Origin of the sequence: Gemmata sp. SH-PL17 (genome assembly GCF_001610855.1) — a bacterium.
In the GTDB taxonomy this organism is placed as follows: Bacteria; Planctomycetota; Planctomycetia; order Gemmatales; family Gemmataceae; genus Gemmata; species Gemmata massiliana.
This window is the reverse complement of the sequence record NZ_CP011271.1, coordinates 4,162,253-4,181,798: the sequence shown is the minus strand read 5'-3', so window position 1 is coordinate 4,181,798 and position 19,546 is coordinate 4,162,253. Positions and strand designations below refer to the sequence as shown.

Genomic DNA, 19,546 nt, shown 5'->3' with positions numbered 1-19,546 from the left:
CGAGTAAGAGTTTTGCTCCGGCGCGTATATTGCTTCTCAGGGCGAATCGCTCCCGGCCGGCTGAGCCGATTCGGAAGTCACGTTCCCTGGGGGGCGGATGCAGCATTTCGCACCGACCGATCGGCACGCACTCGCGGCTCGCTATCGGGCCGTTCGTGCAGCAACCGAGAAGCTGTGTGCGCGGTTGGAGCCGGAAGATTATCAGCTCCAGTCGATGCCCGATTGTAGCCCACCCAAATGGCACCTGGCGCACACGGCGTGGTTCTTCGAGACGTTTGTTCTCGCCCCACACGTACCTAATTACCGTCCGCATCACCCGCTGTTCGGCTACCTGTTTAACTCTTACTACGACGCGGTCGGTGACCGGTGGCCGCGCCCCGCACGCGGGCTGCTCTCGCGCCCCACCGTCGCCGAAGTGTACGCCTACCGTCACGCGGTCGACGAGCACGTCCTGGCACTCATCGAGTCGGCCGAGGACCGTACTCTCACTGCGATCGCTCCGATCATGGAACTCGGGGCGAATCACGAAGAGCAGCACCAGGAACTTCTGCTCACCGATTTAAAACACGCCTTCGGGCTGAACCCGCTGCGCCCGGCCTATGCCCCGCCCGATGTGCCCCCGAAAGAGGCCGCGTGCGCGCTCGAATGGGAATCGCACTTACCGGGCGTGCGCCAGATCGGTCACATGCGAAACACATTCGCGTTCGACAACGAGGGTCCGGCTCACAACGTATTCGTGTCCGGATTCCAGATCGCGTCCCGGCCGGTTACTAACGGAGAGTTCATGGAGTTCCTGGAAGACGGTGGGTACGACCGCCCGGAATGGTGGCTCTCCGACGGCTGGTCCGCGCGCCAAAAGAACGGTTGGACCGCGCCGCTCTACTGGCACCGCGAAAGAGACTCATGGGAGCAGTTCACCCTCCGTGGCTCCCGATCACTCGATCCCAACGAACCGGTGTGCCACGTCAGTTTCTACGAGGCGGATGCGTTCGCGCGCTGGGCGGACGCGCGATTACCGACGGAAGCTGAATGGGAAGTCGCAGCGAGTTCGCATGAAGTAGACGGCATCTTCCTCGACTCGGGCCACTTGCACCCCGTGAGCGACCGCGCGATGTACGGCGGCGTGTGGGTGTGGACCGCCAGCCCGTATGTCGCGTACCCGGGGTACCGTCCCGCAACTGGGGCGCTGGGCGAGTACAACGGGAAATTCATGTGCAACCAGATAGTGCTCCGCGGCGGGTCGTGCGTCACCCCCGCGGGTCACGTTCGATCAACTTACCGCAACTTTTTCCCGCCCGACGCCCGTTGGCAGTTCTCCGGTCTCCGACTTGCGAAGGACTCTCCCACATGACGAACACCCCGTGGCTCGCGTGCCCGAACCGCCGGTTCCGGGCTGATGTGCTCGCCGGCCTGTCCCTTCCCCAGAAGCGGTTGCCGGCCAAATACTTCTACGACGCGGTCGGGTCGCGGTTGTTCGACGAGATCACCGAACTGGACGAGTATTACCCGACGCGAACCGAACTCACCATCATGACCGCGCACGCACGCGAGATGGCCGCGCGGTGCGGACCGCGGTGCCTTTTGATCGAACTCGGCGCGGGCAGCCTGACCAAAGTGCGATTGCTCCTCGATCGACTCGACCAACCGACCGCGTATGCCCCCGTCGATGTGTCCGGGGAGCACCTGCGCGGGGCCGCCACCGCTCTCGCGGTCGACTACCCCGCGCTTGACATCACTCCGGTCGTTGCAGACTTCACCACGTCTTTCGACCTGCCATCGGTACCAGCCAACCGGCGAGTTGTGTACTTCCCGGGTTCGACTATTGGCAACTTTGATCCGCACGAGGCCGACGCCCTGCTCCGCCGCGTGGCGCGAATCGTTGGCCCAGGTGGAGGACTGCTCCTCGGGGTCGATTTGCGAAAAGACGTCACCGTTCTCGAACGGGCGTACAACGACGCGGCGGGCGTGACGGCCGCTTTTAATCGCAATCTGTTGGTACGAATCAACCGTGAATTAGGGGCGAACTTCGTTCCCGACACGTTCCGGCACCTCGCGTTTTATAATCGTGACCAATCACGGATCGAAATGCACCTCGTGAGCACAATCGAGCAGCGCATGCGCGTCGGGTCGGCGACGTTCGATTTCCGCGCGGGTGAATCGATTCACACCGAGAATTCGTACAAGTACAGCGTGCCCGAACTGGCCGCCCGCGTCACTGCGTGCGGGCTGCGGTTGGACGAAACGTGGACCGACGCGCAGAACTATTTCGCCGTGCTGTACCTGACCGCACAGTAACACGCGCCCATAATCCCGGAGTCGGCACCATGAAGGCGATGTGGAACGGAACCGTACTGGCCGAATCGGACCAAACCGTTGTTGTCGAAGGGAACCACTACTTCCCGCCGGACGCGATCCATAAAGAGCACTTTGAGCCGAGCACCACGCACACCGTGTGCTCCTGGAAGGGGACCGCGAGCTACTACACCGTTGTGGCCGGCGGCCAGCGGAACCCGGACGCCGCGTGGTACTACCCGGAGCCGAAGGACGCGGCGAAAAATATTGCCGGTTACATCGCGTTCTGGAAGGGCGTAACGGTGACCGCCTGATGTTCGCGCTGAACGACGTCTCGAAGGTGTTCGCCCGGCGCGCCGCGTTGGGGCCACTTTCACTAAACGTACCCGCCGGGCAAACGACCGTGCTCATCGGCCCCAGCGGGTGCGGAAAGTCCACGCTGTTACGACTCCTGATCGGACTTTTCGCACCGGACACGGGTGCGGTCTATTTCGATGGTGAGCGCGTCACACCGGCTACAGCGCGTGCGATCCGCCTGCGGGTCGGGTACGTCATTCAAGACGGCGGGCTGTTTCCGCACCTGACCGCGCGCGGGAACGTCACGCTGATGGCCCGGCACCTGGGCCGACCGCGGGACACAATCGAAGCCCGCGTAAACGAGCTCGCCGAACTCACGCGGTTCCCGCTCGACGGCCTGGACCGTTACCCGCACCAACTCTCGGGCGGTCAGCGCCAGCGCGTCGGGCTGATGCGTGCCCTGATGCTGAACCCGGACGCGCTCTTGCTCGATGAACCCCTGGGCGCACTCGATCCGCTCGTTCGTGCCGAACTCCAAGCGGAGCTGCGAGACATCTTCCGCGCGCTCGCCAAAACCGTGGTCATGGTGACACACGACCTGGGCGAAGCGACGTTCTTTGCGGACCGCGTCGTACTCTTGCGCGACGGGCGGATCGTTCAGGAAGGCAGCCCCGCGGACTTGTGGCACCGCGCCGCGGACCCGTTCGTCACCCGGTTCGTGCAGGCCCAGCGCGGGCCGGAGGTGCCCGCGTGAAGTGCCCAAAAGCTCTCTCTCCGGCGCTCGTGTGTGCGGCGCTCGCGACCGCCATCGCTCTCGTACCGGGGTGCGCGCGACCAACACATAAACCGGTCGTGATCGGCGCGAAGAAGTTCACGGAATCGATCATCCTCGCGGAAATGGGGGCACAACTCGCGCGCCACGCAGGTTCCCAGGCGCGCCGCGACGACCTCGGGGGCACGCCCGCGCTGTGGCTCGCGCTCAAACAAGGAGACATCGACGCCTACGTCGAGTACACCGGCACCATCACGCGACAGATCCTACAAGACGATCCGCATGATCTCGCCGCGGCGCTCGCCGCACACGGGATTCGCGTCAGCCGCTCGCTCGGGTTCCGAAACAACTACGCGCTCGGTATGCGGAAGGATGTTGCCGCTGCGAAAGGCATATCGAAGATTTCGGACTTACGCGCGCATAAGGGATTGAAGGGCAGATTCATCCCCGAGTTCCTCGACCGCCCGGATGGGTGGCCCGGCGTCAAACGCCACTACAGTTTGCCGCAAACGGACGTGGCCGGCATGAACCACACGCTCGCCTACCGCGCGCTCGTAGAGAAAGCGATTGATGTGACCGAGGTGTACACCACCGACGGCGAGATCGCTCAGTATGACCTTCTGGTGCTGGAAGACGACCAACACTTTTTCCCCGCGTATGAAGCCGTGTGGCTGTACCGCGCGGACCTCGCCGAACGCGCCCCGGCCGTAGTCGATCAGCTCCGCCGGCTCGAAGGGCGCATTTCGGAACCAACGATGCAGCAGATGAACGCCGCGGTGCAAGGCGCGCAGAACAAGCGGAAAGAGGGCGCTGTTGCGAGTGAATTCTTAGAGTCCGAGTTCAACCTCAGCACCATTTCTTCGGACGGGACGCGCGCCGAACGCATACTCGTTACCACCTACGAGCACCTCAAGCTCGTCGTCCCGTCACTCTTGGCCGCGGTGCTCGTCGCGGTCCCGCTCGGTGTTCTCGCCGTGCGCTATCCGATCTTGGGGAAGGGCATCCTCGCTACTACCGGCGTACTCCAGACGATCCCCTCGCTGGCACTCTTGTTGTTCATGATCCCGGTCATGATGTGGCTCGTTGGTAAAGGAATCGGTGCGCCTCCAGCAATCGCAGCGCTGTTTCTCTACAGCCTGCTCCCGATCGTCCGCAACACGCACGCGGGACTGATCGGCATCCCGGGGCCGCTGCGCGAGTCGGCCGAAGCGCTGGGGCTCCCACCGTTCGCGATTCTGTGGCGCATCGAATTGCCGCTGGCGGCCCCGACGATCCTGGCCGGTGTGCGGACGGCCGCGGTCATCAACGTTGGAACCGCGACTCTCGGCGGGTTCATCGGGGCCGGTGGGTACGGGCGCCCGATCCTGCGCGGGATCGACAAGTTCGATATCCCACTCATGCTCGAAGGGGCGATCCCCGCTGCGCTCCTCGCGGTCGCGATCGAAATGCTGTTTGGGGTCATCGAACGAGCGGTGACGCGGCACCGGCAATGAACAGCGCTCCACGATCCTTCCGTTATTCCTTGCCGAGCACCAGATCGACGACCTCGCACCGGTGGTGGCCTTGGCAAACGAGTCGCGCGAGTAACGTGCGAGTTTCAGATGAGGTTACCAGGACGGGCCAAATGGGAGCTTCTCGGCATCGAATTACCACAATGAATCCGGGTGGGTAGCACTTTAGTTGGTGGACGTTTGTGTCAGGCGGCGGTGGATCGTCTCCAGAAGTCGGTCCACTGGCTGTGTTCACTGCGATACAGGGCGCGGACGTGGCAGAGTGCGTGTGCGCCCTCTTGGCTCCATCGCATCCCCGATCCCTTCAATCGTTGGCCCACCACCGTCTTGCACGCGCTCTCCACCGCACCCGATCCGATGTACCAGCCGTTGGCTTCGTAACTCGGATAGTCCATCCGATGCACCTGATTGCCGAAGTAACCCAGCACCTCCGCACGGACCGCCGGCAGCCCCTTGCGATTCGGCCACTCCCATTCTTCCAGCACCCTCATCATCACTTCGCCGCCTTCATCCCGTAGCACACGCGACCACGACGTCGTCTGCGCAAGCGCCGCTTCTTCGTCGGTTGGGTGCAACGCCGCCGCCAGTTTCGCCAGATACTCCGCCGCGTGATAGAAGTCCAAGATCACCGCTTCCACGCGCGGGAAGTTCAAACGGACGAAGTCCTCCAAACCCGCGCCGCCGTCGGTGATCGCCACCCACACCTCCGCGTGACCCAACCCCACTTGCGCGCCTTGGCGGCGTAACAGCGGTCCCATTTCCGCCAATGGGTACAGCCCGCTTGTGTACCGGGCACGCATCGACTCGCCCGGCTTGGGCAAGCCCTCGAACACACGCTCCCGATCCGGAAGCGGATTGAAAATCATCCCGACGTCGGCCATCCGCCCATCGGTCGCTTCGCCGTTTGGTCCCTGTTGCCGAACGCCGGTCGCGTCGATCTCGATGTAACCCACGGTCCGGCCACAGGCGTCGCGGAACCAGTCCCACGCCACTTTGCCGCCGAAGGTGCGACCCTTCTGAAGGTGTTCGGCAATTCGTTCCCCGGTCGCTTCGGTGGTCCGTTGCACCGTCGATGCACTCAGCACAACGCCGGTGGTCTCCTTCAACAGTTCGGCTCCCTTCTCGAAACTGTCGGCGACGGCCCCGCAGAGCGTGGCGAGTCGTTCCACCGCCGGCGAGAGACGCCCAGCGGTCAATCCGACTCGCCCGTCCCAAGGGCAGGAGCCTTTGGCGCAGAGCCCGCAGTAGTAATAGGCGCGGTTGCAGGTGACCGGCCCGCCGAGCGTTTCGACCGTTTTCTCGCGGTACCCGTGGAAGGGGGCGCGGTGGGAGCAGTCGATGGCGCTGGTGGTGTAGCCACTTTTTGGGGGAGGTGTTCCGCGTAAGCATCGGCGACGATGCCTTGGGCTTGGTCCCGCAACGCGAACTCCGTGTCACCAAAGAGGTCGTCATCGGTGGTCGCAACGAGCCGACGTGCCATCTCCAAGATGGCGTCGGCGGATCGAGCCTTGATGCGCGCGGCCAATTCTTGGGCTTTGGCTTCGAGTGTAGGTTCAAGCGGTTCGGACATAACGACCTCCTGCCCGGGTAAATTCCCCACGACGCTCAAAGCTACACCGAACTGAACACAGTTCCCACCAACTTCCCCGATGCCTACCCAATGAATCCGGTCCGTTCTCTCGCTCGTGGCGTGCCCGGGCACGCCGCGATACACTGTGGGAACCGTCCATTCCTTTAGTCGCGGAGGCCGCTGTGGGTCTGCCCAAGATCAAGTGCCCGGAGTGCAACGCCGGATTGAAATCGGCCGCCGGCTTCACGGTCGGACAAACGGTGTGCTGCCCCAAGTGCGAAACGTACTTCACGGTTGAGGAGCCCGAAGACGATTTCGAGGAACCCCGGCCCGCGGCAAAGAGCAAAGGCGCGCCCGCGGGGAAGAAACCGGTCCGGGCTGCGGCCGTGGACGACGATGAGGACGACGAAGACGAGAAGCCCCGGAAGAAGAAGCGGAGGCGGGTCGACGACGAAGAGGGCGACGAGCGCTCGTACAAGAACTCGCCCGTGCGGTTCGTCATTCTCGGAGTGCTCATCGTCGTCATGCTCGTGCTCGCCTACTTCCTCTACGAGAAGAAGCGGAAGGAAAGCGAGGCCGCGGCCACTCCAGGTTCCTTGAAGCCGATGGAGGTAGCGGATCGCCAGAAAGAGTTCATCGGTCCACAGGATTTTGCCCCGCAGAACGCACCCGCCCCCCAAATAGCACTCAACCCGCAGAACGGTCCGAAACGGCCCGCGCCTGTACCGGGTGCCGGAGCGGGTGCCACGAACACGTTCGGAGCACTAATTCCGGCAGCGGAAGTCCAAGCACTTACGCAGAAGCACACGACCGCGCTCCTCGGTTCGTGGACAGCAGACCTGGGTGGCGGGGTGACGGAAGAACTGACCTACAAGGCCGACGGAACATTCAGCGCGAAACAAACCGGCTCTGGTGCCAAAACCGCGACCGGGAAGTACCGGGTACAAACTGTTGTGGGTACGAAGGTTTTGAAGCTCGAACTCGACACCGACAACACCCCGCGCACGATCACGGCCGTGTTCGAGGACGGTGAGCTCTTGCACCCCAGCCTGCAACCCGGGGTGACCGCGACTTTCCGCAAGAAGTAGATGCTATTTCGCCAGCGGTGACTCTTCACCCGGCTTCACCAGAGTGATCCGGACCGTAGGGCGCTTCGCTTTGAGCGCCTTCGTGCCGAATACGACGGGCGCTCCCGCACCGAACGCGCCCTTGTCGGCGGCCGCCGAGTTCGCGCGGGTCCGCGCGGCCGCCGAGTTCGCGCGGGTCCGCGCCTCCGCCTCGGCTCTCAGCGCATCGGCTTTGGCCTTTTCCGCCTTCAATTTGATCGGATCGAGCCACGCGGTCTGGTTGACCGGTGGCTCCCCTTCCCCACCCACCGGGGGCGCCACTTCGGTTATAGCCCCCAGTGCGGGCATTTGTGCTGTTGGGGCACTTACGAACGGGTCCGTATGCAGCGCGAAGACGTCCGCGGACGGGACCGGAGTACCGGGGGCCAGAGCGTCGAAATCGAACACGTTCGCTTGCCCAACGATGTCGACCGGCGCCGGTTCTGTTTTCGGCAGCTCGGGTGGTGGTTCGGGAGGGAGAATGAACTTGGTCTCAACCGCTTCGGCGTCAATGACCTCAGCATCGACCACTTCCGCGTCGATGACCTCGGCGTCAATCACTTCCGCTTCAATAACTTCGGCCTCGATCGGTTCCGCGTCGATGACCTCGGCGGGAATCGGCTCGCGCGCGAGTTTCCACTTCGCGACGATCTGCTCCTGAAGCCGCAGGACACCGCTCACGCTCTTGATCTGGAGCTTGGAGCACTTCTGGCGCGCGCCCTGGAGTTGGGTCATAAACTTACTGACCCAACCCTTCGTGTAATCGGGGGGCGGTTCCGCCACCAACTTGTCTTCGAGGACGTAGTTCGCGAGGTCGGCGCACTCCTCGAAGTATTTCATCGCCGGTAGGTCGGTCTCGTGCGCGTCCTTGATAACCCCTTTGAGGGCCTTCCACGAGTCCCGGAGCACCCGAACCACTTCGTCGACGAACTCCGACCCGAGTTCAATTTCTTCCCGTTCGTTTTTGCCGTGAGCGACGATGAAGGCGTCCGCCTTTGCGAACGCGGCGCGCACCTTCTGGTAGAACCGCTGGAGTTCTAGGTGGAGCCGGTACCGCTCGACCAGTTCTTCCCGCAGCTTCTTGTCTACCCGGTTGGCCATTTGCACGTGGAGCAGGTACACGCGGCGGTCGAACGACTCGAACCACTCGCGGTTCTCGGCCCGCTGCTGTTCCACGGTCTCGATCTGGCGCTTCAGTTTGGGCGACGAGCGCCCGACGCTACTCGCCCGGAGTCGCTGTACCTGTTCGTACAACTCGTCGTGCTCTGTGGCGCGTTTGGCGCACCCGTCGTAGAGCTTCTCGAGTACCTTCTCCATGCGCTCGTCGGCCCACGGCGACTCGCGCGCGGTGCGGTTCAGTTCGGCCAGGTCGCCGAGTTCGAGCGCGCGGCTCCCGTAGGCGCCCTGGTACTCGTCGGGCGGGAGGTCTTCGGTTTCGCGTTCTCTCGGCATGGCGCCCCGCGGCTCGCGCCGCCCTGCGTAGGGGGAATCGGTATGTATTCTTAGACGATGGCGGGGCTGAAGGCGTCTGTCAACCCCGCGGGAATATTGTGGCGCCCGGAGTGCGGAATGAGCAACGAACGTCAGCCGGTCCCGAACGCGAGTGCGGCCCCCAATTGGGGAGCGGCCCGCGCCCAGATCATTCTCGATCCGACCGTCACGATGCTCAATACCGGCTCGTTCGGTCCGCTCCCGCGCCCGGTGTTCGACCACGCGACCGCGCTGCGGCTCCGGCTCGCGGCCGGGCCGACGGACTTCTTCGTGCGCCAGGTGCCGCCGCTGTTGTGGGAAGCACGCGAGCGCACCGCTGCGTTCCTCGGCACGAAACCGCACCGGCTCGTGTTCACCTCGAACGTGTCCGCGGCGATCAACCTGGTCGCGTCCGGGCTGAAGTTGAACGCGCCCGGCGAGATCCTGATGTCGGACCACGAGTACGGTGCGATGATCTGGTGCTGGGAGCGCGTCGCGCAGCGCCAGGGGCTCACGATCCGCACATTCCCGCTGCCCACAATGGCGACCGACCCCGGCGCGATCGTGGAAGCCGCGACGCGAGCAATGTCCCCGCGCACGCGACTCCTGTTCTTCAGCCACGTCCTGTCACCGACGGGGCTGGTGCTCCCGGCGCAAGAACTGTGTGCGGAAGCTCGTAAGCGCGGAATCATTTCGGTCGTGGACGGCGCCCACGCGCCCGTTTACATCCCGCTCAACGTTTCCGACGTGAACGCGGACTTCTACACCGCGAACCTGCACAAGTGGCTGCTCGCCCCGAGCGGCGCGGGGTTCCTCGTGATCGGCCCCGGGAACGAAGATCGGTTGCAGCCGCTCCACGTGAGCTGGGGTTACCACGCGGACAAATATCCCCTTGGAGCAGCCGTGAAGCCCGGCTCTGCGGGCGACAGGTCGCGAGACACAACGAGCGAGGTGGCCCGGTCCGATGGACCGGACGCGCGCGACAACTACGGCAGTACCCCGCGGACCCGGTTCCTGGAGTTCGAGGGCACGCGCGACATCTGCCCGTGGCTCGCAGTACCCACCGCGATCGATTTCCAAACCGAACTCGGGTTCGACGCCGTGCGCGGGCGCATCGCAGAACTGGCCGCGTACACGCGCCGGGTGATCGGCGCCACCGGGTTACCGCTCGCGACCCCGGCGCGGCCGGGCATGTGCGGGGCGATGACCGCGTTCGAGTTGCCGCCCGGCCTCAGCGCCCCAGCGCTTCGTAAAGAGTTCTGGGCGCGCCGCGTGGAAATCCCGGTGATCGAGCGCCCGAACCGGTTACTGGTCCGGGTGAGCCACCACTTCTACACGACCGAGGGCGAAATCGACCGGTTGGCCGAAGTGCTGCCCGACGTTCTGGCCGCGAGTCGCGATTGACCCGGTTTCACTCTCGGCTCAAAACCGAATCGACCACCCAACACCCGCGCACGTGCGGGCCGGCGGGATCGCGACAGTGGTTGAGAATGTCGTCGTTGTCGCACCCGGCATCCTGAAGTGCGTCCGCCAGGATCGGCAGTCGGTCGAACGCCCTCTCTGCGTAAATGCCTTGCGCGAGAAGCGTCGCGTTGGACGTGCGCCAAGCCGGATCAAATTGGATCGTGCGAAAGGGATTCCCAACAACGTCGCGCACCACGCGCGATTGATTCAACCGGTTAACGGCGGGGTTCGGGGGCAGGTCCGAAAGGTGATCGAGCGCACTGGAAACGCAGTCGTGGAGCGCTTGCAAATACCCCGGAAAGTCCGGGTCGAGGGCCACCACGAGTTCGTGAACGGCCCAGGACGCGCACCACGCCTCGCGAGTTCGGTAGCGCCGCGGGATCGCCCCCATCGTTCCGGTGGCCATGTCGCGCGCGTAGTTCGCTGCGCGGTACCCTTCGGCCATCTCAGTCGCGCTCGCGACCCGGTCGGCAATTCGATCCGCGACGGCCGCCGCGGTCCGGCACTCGGCGAGCGCGAACGGGCCGACAACGTGACAGCACCCGCACCCGATGAGCCGCAATTTGCGCTCGGTGAGCCGGCCGCGCAGGAAAGCGAGTAACTTGCGCGAGGTGCGGCACGCCAGCCACTCCGTTTCGGTCACGGTCGCTTGCTCTCGTGGGGACTATCCGCTCACTTCAGGTTAGGCCGGACGCGCCCGATGTGGAGTTCGGCGCGAGTTGAAGGGACGCGCGTCGAACCGACCGGAACCGGTCCAGTGTGGCCCGGAGGGTTGCCATATCGACGGGTTTGACGAGGTGAAAGTGGAACCCGGCCAGTGCGGTCGCGGTGCGATCCTCCCAGTCCCCCAGCGCCGTTGTTGCGACCAGGAGGAACATGTGGCGCCCGGCCAGCGCACGAGCACGGGCCGCGACCTCCAGTCCGTTCACGTCGGGCATGCTCAGGTCAAGAAGTAGAACGTCCGGTACTTCCTCCGCGAGCGCCTTTAGCGCCGCGGTACCGCCGTAGCACACGCGCGTTTCGCACCCCAGAAGTTCGGTGAGCGCGGCCAGCGCATCGGCCGCGTCCACGTTATCGTCCACCACCATCACGCGCAACAGGTCGGGCGCCCGATCGTCCGCAATGTCGAGCGCGGGCGTGGGTCCGGTCGGGGCAAATTGCGGGCGGTCGGTCCTGACCTGGAAGGCGGACCGAAACTGGTTGGTTAGCGGATCGTAGTGATCCGCGCCGAGTGGCTGATCGTCTGGGGGTAACATAGACGGACCCAGTTCCGTTGCGGGCGACGCATTTCCGTGCGATTCGATTGTAAGCGATTCGCGGGCCACACAAGTGGGATTTCGCTCCCGTGAATCCCGAGTTCTCGAACTCAACCGCCCCCTAATCGGACTAACACCTCGTTCGGAATGTTCCGAATGAGCCAGAACGGACCTCGTGCGAATGAGTAGCCGTCATATTTCACGTCTGGATATAAAAATGCGATGGTGCGCGAATTGCAACAGGTCGGCCTTCGATTGTAACCCGATCTTGAATGGAGCAAAAGCCTGATGACAGTCTCTCCCGACCCCGCGGTGTTGGTGGTGGACGATTCGTCGGCGGTTCGCGCCGCTTTGGGCGCAATGCTCGTCCACCACGGCTACAACCCGCGCCCGGCTCGCAGCGGGGCACACGGTGTCGAGATGTACCGGGCGGGCGGTGTGGTCGCGGCCATTTTGGACGTCCAGATGCCGGGCATGGACGGCCCTGCGACCCTTGATGCGTTACGCGCTCTCGATCCGGATTTGCCGTGCGTGTTTGTAAGCGGCGATACCGCACCGTACACCGAGGCCGAACTATTAGCCCGCGGAGCTATTGCCGTGTTGGGTAAGCCGGTTGATTTGCACCGACTCGGAACCATGCTTGCGGTGATCGCTCCGCGTGCAATTCCGCCCGACGGGAACACGTAAGTCGGCACTGCGCTCGGTATTTCTCAATTTTCTTCCGAGCGCGCACATCTTCCGGGGGTAATAGAACGCGGGTTGTAATATAGCGGGCCGCCGGTATCGTACTGTTCGGTCTGCTCGACGTTCTGACCGGAGGAGTTTCACATGCTGACGTGCCTAACCCTCTCCCTGGTTCTCGGCGCTCCCGTTCCACCCGCTGGCACTCCCGCCACGATGGGGCCGCTCCCGCGCCTGCTCGAAGTAAAGCCGGACACCGACGGCAAGATCACTGTCCCTGTGACCCGCGCCGAAAAGCAACAGCAACAGGGCGGGGTGATTGTGATCGGGATCAACGGGAACCCGAACGGGGGACAGGCCCAACTCGAAATTCAACAAGACGTAGCCAAGTCGGTCCCACTGACCGAAGTGAAGGAACTGAAGGTGTACACCGCCGACGGGAAAGAAGTGACCGTGGCCGACGCGACCAAGCGGCTCGCGAAGGGCGGTACCGTGGTCGTGTCGGCCGACGGGAAGAAGGTCGATCCGCGCCACCTGAAGCTGTTCCGGGACGACGTGCTGGTTTTCGTGTCCCCGGAACTGGCAGCCCCCGGTCCCAACGCGATGCCGGGCGGTAACGTCGTGTTCCCCAACCTGCAGTTCCAAGTAGTTCCGGCCCTCCCCGCCGCACCTGCGGTTCCCGCAGTTCCACCGCCCCCCGCGAAGTGAACGTCACACGCACACCAACGCGGGCCGGGGTCATTTGCCCCGGCCCGCATTATTTTCGGCACCGCCCATCGCGATCTAACATTGAGCCCGTTAAGCGCGCCCTACGAACTCACATTCACGCCGCGAGGTGCGCGGGTGGCATTCAACGACAATTAAGTGGCAAGTCTACTGAATAGGGCGTTGGAGTAGGTGGTCGCACCGACAGACGTGGAGAGGAAATCAAAAGTATACTGAAGGTGGGCAATTTTTGGGCGTTTTAAACAATCAATCTTAACGACCGAACGAGTGTCGCATAGCGTCTGCCCGCGGCAGCGTTTTGCGTACATGCGCGTCCCACTCTACTCAGCCCGACTTCGGGCGCGGAAAGTTGCTCAGGCTCGGCTTCGCGGACGGGGGCGGCGGCTTGGGAGCGGGGTGCTTGGAAACCGGTGCGGGCGCCGTTTGAGGCGCGGCCGGCTTCGGCGCACTTTCACCGGAACCACTGGGAGAAGTAATGCCGTTTGCTGCCAGCCACGCGCGGGCTAATGCCAGCGTGAGACCGTGCGGACCGTCACCGACCGCCTCGACCGTTTTCCCCTCCGCAGACAACGTACCCGCCCACGTCGCGTCCGCTTTGCGCGTCAGCGAGAACTGAGCATTGGTGGGGAGGAGCTTGAACGCCTCGCCCTTCTTCGGCACTACCGAGGCGGCCTGGCGCTGCTCCTCGTTGAGCTTCGCCACGCACTCCTCGCAGCGGGTCTTCTGGAACTTCGCCAGCCGCTGCGCCCGGTACCGGTCTACCGCGTAATGTTGGAACTCACGCAGGCACCCGCACGCGCGTGCGACCATCGGCCGCGCGACGACTTCACCCGTCGGCACACCCATCTGACAACCTCCGATCGCTGGGCACAGCGTAATCCCATCATACAGCATATCTGGGGTGCGTCAGCAAGTGGCTGCCGGCGGAAAAGCCGACTATCCGTGACCGCGTGACGGACGAATCGCTCAGACCGGTTTGATTGCAACCGCTCGACTGACACCACGGAAAACGAGAACCGAAACGACAACCCCGGGCACAAAAATTCCGGCTAAAAGCCAGGAATCGTGCCCGATCCCCGGGTGCTCACCAACCACCTTCCAAACGGCCCTCCAGACGATCCAAAACCCAATGAGGCCCGCTCCGATCCCGGCGAGAAGGGCAATCGCGGCCCGTAAAAGAAAGGGCATTAGCTCGGCACTCCGGTTCACACTTGTGAGAAAATGAACCCCAAACGTGTGAAACGTAGTACACGCGACTAACACAGCGGGTCGTGCTCGATGTGCGATCTATTCGTGCCTGCGGGCCGATAGAGGCGCGGGCGCCTCACGCGCCTGGGCGTGGCTCGCGCAAATCTCTTCGGCCTTCGCGCGGGGGAACAACTTTGCGCGCTCGTCGGCGTATTTACGAAACCACGACGATACGAGGAGTACGCTGTCCACCGCGACGTCCGACAGTACCGCGGGCGTAGGGTGATCGGCGAACGTGGCCGCGAGCAGCGCGGATACGGACTCGACCGAATCAGGTGTTGGAGGTGCAGCGACCGCCTGCACCTCGCCACGGTGGATCAGGTACCAGCGTAGGCGCCCGTCGGTACCGGTGAGCGGGTACACGAACGAATTCCGGTCGCGCGCCGTGCGTAACAGGCTGAGCCGGTCGTCGAGCCACTGGAGCGCCTGGAGTTTGTCGCGAAGGGACATCGCCCTCTCGAACTCGAACGCGGCCGCGGCCTCTTCCATCTGATTCTGGAGCGTGCGCAGGATCGACCTATTGCGCCCGTCAAGGAACGCTTTCACCGCGCGAACCCCGTCGGAGTAATCCTTCCGCGAACACGCGCCCACGCACGGACCGCGGCACGTGCCCAACTCGAACCGCAAGCACTTCGCGCCTCGATCCGGGTCGAACAGTTCTCCCTGCTCCGCGAACGATAGCGCCACCGTTTGCGGGCAATCGCGCAGTTTGAACCAATCGTTCAGCCGGCGCGCGGCGTCATCGGACCGGCCCCACTTCACGAGGGGGCCGTATGTTCCGAGTTCTTTCCCGCTCGGCGCGGAAGTGACATAAACATAGGGAGCGGGTGTGCGCCCCACGCAGATATAATGATGGCGTTGAAAGCCCGGTACCCCCAGGACGTTGTAACGCGGGCGCAGGCGCTGAATGAGTTCGAGTTCACGGAGCAGCGCTGCGAACTCGTCGCCGCACTGCTCCCACACGAGCCGCTTCGTTTGCTCGATGATCTTCCCGGCCTTCGGGTCGCGACTGTTTTCGCGGAAGTAGCAGAGTAACCGAGCGCGCAGGTTCTTCGCTTTGCCGACGTAGATGAGCCGGTCGCGTTTGTCGAGCATGCCGTACACGCCGGGCGCTTTCGGGGCGTTCTTCTTCGTCCCGCGCTTCAACCGGCTCAAGCGCTTGCCCCGAACCTCGAACACGGGAACAACTTCGTCGATCGGTCGGAACCGACTCGGCCCGAACCCGTCGAAATCGTCCGCGAAGAGCCGCGGTTGTTTGCGCCCGTCCCTGGGAGTGCGACTCATATTGAACGTTCGCGCCTTGCTCGGGGTGGTGTACGCAGGTATTCTAACACTCGATCCGCCCGCGCGCGAACTCCAAAAAAAGTCCAAAACCACCGGGAGAACAGTTTTGATGCGATCCTCCCAACTCACCGCCAGCACCCTCGTAGCACTCCTTGCACTCGCGTTCCCCGCGCGCACGGCCGACACGGGCACGATCTACGACACGCTTACTGCACGTGACGGGCACACGGTTTTGGCCGTAGCTGCGAAGGAGGCGGCCGAGGTCGCCGCACTCAAAGGCGCGACGCAGTACACCCTGTTCGCACCGCTCGATTCGGCGTTCAAAAAACTTGACGACACCACCATTGGGGAGATCGCGACCAAAAAGGACGTGGTACAACGGCTCCTCCGCTCGCACCTCGTTGCGGGACGGTACACAGCCGCGGATCTGAAGAAACTGGACGGCAAGGAACTAAAAACGGTCCACGGAAACATGCTGAAAGTGGAGGACATGAAGGACGGATTGCTCGTCGGTGGAGTGAAGATCGTGACCGCCGACATCGTGTGCAGCAACGGCGTCATTCACACAACCGATTCAACGCTTCCGCTCCCGAAGGAGTGATGCACCCACCGCTCGCACCCCTGCACGCGGGTGGAAGCGGGCAGCTATATTTCTCGCGGAAGGGTGGACCGCCCACCGAACTTGTCTGCCCACCACAGCAACCCAAACCGAAACCGACAAAGCCCACACAACTTATCTTCTGAACGGGTTGTGCACCAATCCGTGCATCAAAACTGTTCGGCTCATGAGGCGGTAGAGGTGGAGGCTGATCGCAACTCGTTGCCCAACAGCATGCTCTGCTAAGCCTCCACCTCTACCGCCTCATGAGCCGAACAGTTTTGGGCAGCGATTCCACCCAACACCCGGTACAAGTCTGCACATTTCTCTTGCCTTCCTCACACCTTCTTGTTCACTTGTCCCTCGCACTCCGGTAAAACTGCTCAGGTACCAAGGCAGATTGTCCATCCAAGGCACATCAGGTACCAAGGATGTGGCGGTTTGGGCAGGGATGTAGCTCAGGAACGGTCAGCGAACCTTAGCCAGCGTGAGAAGGTCAATTGTCATGTTCTGGTCGGCGAAGGACGGAGCCGCTGAGCATTTTGAAACAACTAACCGCGATGGAGCGACCCGCAACGCGCTTTCGGCAACTGACCATCCGAACTAGTGATCAGATAAGAACTCAAGGATCAAAGAGGAATGATCGTCCTCGGTGACATTTCAGGAATCCAACGATACCTGTTCGATGTTTCTGAAGCCAGAGGAGGACAGGCCCACCGGTTGCGAGCCCGCTCATTTCTCGTTCAGGCGCTTACCGAATGCGCGGCCCTGCGGGTTTTGGATTCGCTTCACTGGCCAACGGAAGACACCCACTTCCTTTTCAGCGGTGCTGGAAAATTCACTCTCCGAGGAACGGGAGCGCCAACCGTCATTCAAGGTGTGGCGGAAGAGTTGAACGGCATGTTGCTCCGAGACACGTTCGGCGAACTACGGCTCTCATTGGGTGCCGGATCGGGCGGATCAGAGGTCGACGACTACCGACAGGCTCAAGCCGCTTTGCAACGAGCAAAAGCAGCCCCGTGGCGCCCGACCGGTGCGTGGGAACCGAATCGGTTGATACTCCCGCCTTTGGACACGCCGTGCGCGTTGTGTCGACGCGCACCGGCGAGCGAAGACGAAGACGATCCAGACACCGGTCGCCCGAGGCGCGTGTGCCGGCACTGTTCGCAGAACTACCGACTCGGGCGATCGCTGCCCCGCGCACGTCATCTGATTCTTCGAGCGGGCACGGGCGATGCGTTCTCGTGGCTCGGCATTGCGGGTGAGTTGGTCGGGGGTGCTTCCATTAACGTGGACAGTCGCACCCGCTTGGTCATCGGTCTTGATGGGGACGTAACGGCCCCGCCCGGTTGCCCGCCTGAGCGGTACATGCCCCGGCGATTGATGGCGAGTGTTCCGTTGGACGAGAACGGCGACCCGGTGTGGTTCGTCGACCTTGCGAAGCGCGCCGTGGGCGACCACTTGTTAGCCGTCCTGAAAGCTGACGTTGATTCGCTAGGTACGCAGATCGAGCGGCGATTACAAGGGCAGGCGGAGCTAACCGAGTACCTGCAATTCGCCGATGCGCTCGACACGTTCTTCGCCAGTGAATTGCGACACGAGATCGCGCGCGACCGCCGGTGGAACTCGATCTACACCGTGTTCGCGGGCGGCGATGATTTGGTGATGATCGGCCCGTGGGACGTAATGTTCCGCTTCGCCAATCACATGCGCGAGTTGTTTCACCGGAGATTCCCCGAACTCACACTGAGTGCCGGGATATCGATGTTCAAACCGAAGCGACCGGTGAAGACGGCCATCGAACAGGCCGAGCAATTGTTGGAGCAGGCCAAAGAAGCTCCTAAAGACCAGTGTGCCGCGTTCGGCAAGGTTTGGAACTGGAAGCAGCACGAGATGATACTCCGCGAAGCGGAGCAGTTGGCCGGTTGGGTTCAATCGGGCCAGGTCCAGCGTGGCTGGTTCCATACGCTGTTGGAACTCGCCGTGGCCCGGCACGGCGACACACCCGACCTGATGGCCACGGCGCGACTGGCGTACCATGTGGATCGGAACTATCGGCGCAATACCGAGGCGCGCCGTTGGGCCGACGCTCTGGTTCACCGCTTCGATGACGCCGACCAACCCGAGATTCGCTACTTGCCCGCAATCGTCCGCCATGCGCTCACCGCTACGCGAGTGGCCGACGAAAGAGAATAAGCCATGAATCAATCGACTTGGCCCGACTGTATCAACGACGGGTACTTCGTCAACGAGTGCCTGCACCCCGGATATGTTGTTCGCGAGCGGATGGAGAATCTCGCCCACATGATGGCTAATGCGAAGCCCTCACTTACTTCACATCAAATCCGCCGCTTCTTTCAACACTGTCGAGCCATCGAAGCTCGGTTGCGCGCGAAGACATCGACCTGGGGGCGGGAACTCACCGAGTTCAAGAAACTCGACGTGGCTGTAGCTGATGCCTTTGGCAAGTCGCCGCCGAAAGTTCCAGAGATATTTCGCGATTTCATCCAGAAGAACGTCTTGGCCGTGAAAACCGAGAAGGATTTTCTTGAAGGGTTCCTCCCTCACTTTGAAGCCCTCGTCGGATTTGGCTCTGCGTACTTCCGCAGCGAAAGGAACTGACCGTGCAGAAGATCACGTACCACGAGATCACAGGAACCATCCGCTGTGTGAGCGGGCTTCGTATCGGTGGCAGTGATGACTTGCTTCAGATCGGTGGCACCGACCTGACGTGCGTTAAGCACCCGGTCACACTCAAGCCGTATCTGCCGGGGTCATCGCTCAAGGGTAAGATGCGCTCCGAACTGGAGCAGAAGTTGGGCAAGCTCATCGGCAATGAGCCGTGCGGATGCGCGACCACGGGGTGCTTGGTCTGCCGGATCTTCGGACCCCACAAGAAAGCCAAACACGAACTCGGGCCGTCGCGCATCATCGTCCGAGACGCCCAACTCCTTGAGGGCGGCGCAACCGAACTGAAGTCCGAGAACGTCATCGACCGCAAGACCGGTACGGCCCTGCACCCGCGCAAGATCGAGCGTGTCGTCGCAGACTCCACTTTCACACTCCGTATTGGCATACAAGAGTGGGATTTCGACAAAGATGCTCCTCCTTATGCCGGCAAGAAAGGGGGCGAAGCCCTCGTCTCCTTTGTTCTCGAAGGTTTAAAACTCGTTCAGCAGACTGGCCTCGGTTCGGGCGTCAGTAAGGGTTCGGGCGAAGTTCGATTTGAGCAACTTAAAGTTACCGGAAAAGACACGACGTTGGGATGATG

General features: G+C 62.7%; 18 protein-coding genes and 1 pseudogene. 13 read left to right on the top strand and 6 right to left on the bottom strand.

Translation table 11 applies throughout. From position 1 onward, the window contains the following. Window positions 1-97: 97 nt before the first annotated feature. The 5 genes from egtB to VT84_RS17470 are packed head-to-tail and all read left to right on the top strand — an operon-like array spanning window position 98 to window position 4,854. Window positions 98-1,351, top strand: a complete 1,254-nt coding sequence (egtB, locus tag VT84_RS17490) for an ergothioneine biosynthesis protein EgtB (protein ID WP_082840425.1) — start codon at window positions 98-100, stop codon at window positions 1,349-1,351. Then, entirely contained in the window at window positions 1,348-2,295 is a 948-nt protein-coding gene (gene egtD, locus VT84_RS17485; protein ID WP_052553980.1) for an L-histidine N(alpha)-methyltransferase, read from the top strand. The genes egtB and egtD overlap by 4 nt, the downstream gene beginning before the upstream one ends. Before the next feature lie 29 nt (window positions 2,296-2,324). After that, window positions 2,325-2,606 carry a DUF427 domain-containing protein gene (locus VT84_RS17480; RefSeq protein WP_052553978.1) on the top strand — a complete coding sequence of 94 codons (282 nt, stop codon included), beginning with the start codon at window positions 2,325-2,327 and terminating at the stop codon, window positions 2,604-2,606. Further along, window positions 2,606-3,343, top strand: a complete 738-nt coding sequence (locus tag VT84_RS17475) for an ATP-binding cassette domain-containing protein (protein ID WP_052553976.1) — start codon at window positions 2,606-2,608, stop codon at window positions 3,341-3,343. Before VT84_RS17480 ends, VT84_RS17475 begins: the two co-directional genes overlap by 1 nt. Continuing rightward, window positions 3,340-4,854 (top strand): glycine betaine ABC transporter substrate-binding protein, encoded by a 1,515-nt coding sequence (locus VT84_RS17470; RefSeq protein WP_082840424.1) that lies wholly within the window; start codon window positions 3,340-3,342, stop codon window positions 4,852-4,854. The genes VT84_RS17475 and VT84_RS17470 overlap by 4 nt, the downstream gene beginning before the upstream one ends. A 203-nt stretch (window positions 4,855-5,057) precedes the next feature. Here VT84_RS17470 and VT84_RS17465 read toward each other — a convergent pair. Next, window positions 5,058-6,442: pseudogene (locus VT84_RS17465) on the bottom strand (ISKra4 family transposase). 182 nt (window positions 6,443-6,624) lie between these two features. On the opposite strand from VT84_RS17465, the gene VT84_RS17455 reads away from it, so the two are divergent. After that, window positions 6,625-7,530 (top strand): hypothetical protein, encoded by a 906-nt coding sequence (locus VT84_RS17455; protein ID WP_052553974.1) that lies wholly within the window; start codon window positions 6,625-6,627, stop codon window positions 7,528-7,530. A 3-nt stretch (window positions 7,531-7,533) separates the two neighbouring features. On the opposite strand, the gene VT84_RS17450 is transcribed toward VT84_RS17455, so the two are convergent. Next, window positions 7,534-9,000 (bottom strand): hypothetical protein, encoded by a 1,467-nt coding sequence (locus VT84_RS17450; protein ID WP_082840421.1) that lies wholly within the window; start codon window positions 8,998-9,000, stop codon window positions 7,534-7,536. A 117-nt stretch (window positions 9,001-9,117) separates the two neighbouring features. On the opposite strand from VT84_RS17450, the gene VT84_RS17445 reads away from it, so the two are divergent. Beyond that, a complete protein-coding gene (locus VT84_RS17445; RefSeq protein WP_082840420.1) occupies window positions 9,118-10,422 on the top strand; it encodes an aminotransferase class V-fold PLP-dependent enzyme in 1,305 nt (434 codons plus the stop codon). A gap of 7 nt (window positions 10,423-10,429) precedes the next feature. On the opposite strand, the gene VT84_RS40905 is transcribed toward VT84_RS17445, so the two are convergent. After that, entirely contained in the window at window positions 10,430-11,125 is a 696-nt protein-coding gene (locus tag VT84_RS40905; RefSeq protein ID WP_239465879.1) for a hypothetical protein, read from the bottom strand. Between the two features lie 34 nt (window positions 11,126-11,159). Beyond that, window positions 11,160-11,738: a response regulator gene (locus VT84_RS17435; RefSeq protein WP_052553966.1), complete on the bottom strand. Its 579-nt coding sequence runs from the start codon at window positions 11,736-11,738 to the stop codon at window positions 11,160-11,162. 288 nt (window positions 11,739-12,026) lie between these two features. Here VT84_RS17435 and VT84_RS17430 point away from each other — a divergent pair, with 288 nt between their 5' ends. Then, window positions 12,027-12,425: a response regulator gene (locus VT84_RS17430; RefSeq protein ID WP_052553964.1), complete on the top strand. Its 399-nt coding sequence runs from the start codon at window positions 12,027-12,029 to the stop codon at window positions 12,423-12,425. A 141-nt stretch (window positions 12,426-12,566) separates the two neighbouring features. Further along, on the top strand, window positions 12,567-13,127 hold the full coding sequence (locus VT84_RS17425; RefSeq protein ID WP_052553961.1) for a hypothetical protein: 561 nt from the start codon (window positions 12,567-12,569) through the stop codon (window positions 13,125-13,127). Window positions 13,128-13,469: 342 nt separating this feature from the next. Here the strand turns inward: VT84_RS17425 and VT84_RS17420 are convergent, their stop codons facing one another. Together VT84_RS17420 and VT84_RS17410 are read right to left on the bottom strand one after the other, a co-directional pair. After that, window positions 13,470-13,991, bottom strand: coding sequence for a hypothetical protein (locus VT84_RS17420; RefSeq protein ID WP_052553959.1), 522 nt, complete (start codon window positions 13,989-13,991; stop codon window positions 13,470-13,472). A 441-nt stretch (window positions 13,992-14,432) separates the two neighbouring features. Next, the gene (locus tag VT84_RS17410) at window positions 14,433-15,677 is read right to left on the bottom strand and encodes a GIY-YIG nuclease family protein (protein ID WP_052553954.1); all 1,245 of its coding nucleotides are present in this window, start codon (window positions 15,675-15,677) and stop codon (window positions 14,433-14,435) included. A gap of 109 nt (window positions 15,678-15,786) precedes the next feature. Between VT84_RS17410 and VT84_RS39640 the strand changes: the two genes are divergently transcribed. The 4 genes from VT84_RS39640 to csm3 all read left to right on the top strand — a co-directional run bounded on the left by VT84_RS39640 (window position 15,787) and on the right by csm3 (window position 19,544). After that, window positions 15,787-16,278, top strand: coding sequence for a fasciclin domain-containing protein (locus tag VT84_RS39640; RefSeq protein ID WP_162271742.1), 492 nt, complete (start codon window positions 15,787-15,789; stop codon window positions 16,276-16,278). Between the two features lie 636 nt (window positions 16,279-16,914). Continuing rightward, the gene (gene cas10 / locus VT84_RS42300; RefSeq protein ID WP_162271741.1) at window positions 16,915-18,471 is read left to right on the top strand and encodes a type III-A CRISPR-associated protein Cas10/Csm1; all 1,557 of its coding nucleotides are present in this window, start codon (window positions 16,915-16,917) and stop codon (window positions 18,469-18,471) included. A 3-nt stretch (window positions 18,472-18,474) separates the two neighbouring features. Beyond that, window positions 18,475-18,897, top strand: a complete 423-nt coding sequence (gene csm2, locus VT84_RS17395) for a type III-A CRISPR-associated protein Csm2 (RefSeq protein ID WP_082840417.1) — start codon at window positions 18,475-18,477, stop codon at window positions 18,895-18,897. Between the two features lie 2 nt (window positions 18,898-18,899). Beyond that, on the top strand, window positions 18,900-19,544 hold the full coding sequence (csm3, locus tag VT84_RS17390; protein WP_082840416.1) for a type III-A CRISPR-associated RAMP protein Csm3: 645 nt from the start codon (window positions 18,900-18,902) through the stop codon (window positions 19,542-19,544). Window positions 19,545-19,546: the final 2 nt, after the last annotated feature.